The sequence below is a fragment of the Acinetobacter sp. ACNIH3 genome, assembly GCF_002918965.1.
GTDB lineage: Bacteria > Pseudomonadota > Gammaproteobacteria > Pseudomonadales > Moraxellaceae > Acinetobacter > Acinetobacter schindleri.
Window position 1 is genome coordinate 1 of sequence record NZ_PQLP01000145.1, and the last position, 841, is coordinate 841.

The window sequence follows — 841 nt, forward strand, 5'->3', positions numbered from 1 at the left end:
ACTTGGCTACCAAAACTCCTTGCGCTGAGTTTATCTCCTAATAATTTAATGCAGTGCATCTTAGTTTCAACCAAACTTCGCCGATGATAGCCTGACCATTTTTTCCATAGTGTCCTGCCTAAACGTTTAATTGTTCGAAGTAATTCATTTCGCTCTAGCGAGCTACTCTTTGTATCTTTCCATTGTTTCGCATTTTTTCTAGGTGGAATCACCGCATGCGCTTGCCGATCTGCAATGACCTGACGGCATTGCTTGGTGTCATAAGCTCCATCGGTATAAACAGAGTCAATCCGCTCATCTTGTGGAATCTGATCAAGTAAATCACCAAGCACCTGTGAATCACTGACATTATTGGTTGTAAGCTGAACTGCTCGTATTTGTAGGGTTTTGGCATCTATACCAATATGAAGTTTACGCCATTGGCGACGATATTCAGATCCATGTTTCTTGCGTTTCCATTCGCCCTCACCTAGAAACTTCATGCCTGTAGAGTCCATGAGTAGATGCAGCCCATCGCTACTTTTTTGGTAGCTGATTACAATATCAATATGCTTTTGTCTTCTACAAAGCGTGGTGTAATCTGGAGCTATCCAATTTAATCCGCAAAGTTTAATCAGACTTTGTACAAAGCCAGTAACCATACGTAAAGACAGACGGAATAAGGATTTAATCATTAAGCAGCATTGGATGGCTGCGTCGGAGTAGGTTTGATTTCGCCCTTGTTTACCGATGGACGGAGCATACCATTGCGTAGCAGGATCAAACCAAATGGCAATATTTCCGCGACTCATGAGTGCTCGGTTATATGCGGGCCAATTGGTTGTGCGGTAGATTTTGTGTG

The 841-nt window shown here is 42.7% G+C and carries 1 protein-coding gene; it reads right to left on the reverse strand.

The window, feature by feature from the left end:
• On the reverse strand, positions 1-833 hold an 833-nt coding region (locus C3420_RS17130), incomplete at its 3' end, for an IS5 family transposase (protein WP_228152992.1).
• Between the last annotated feature and the right edge of the window lie 8 nt (positions 834-841).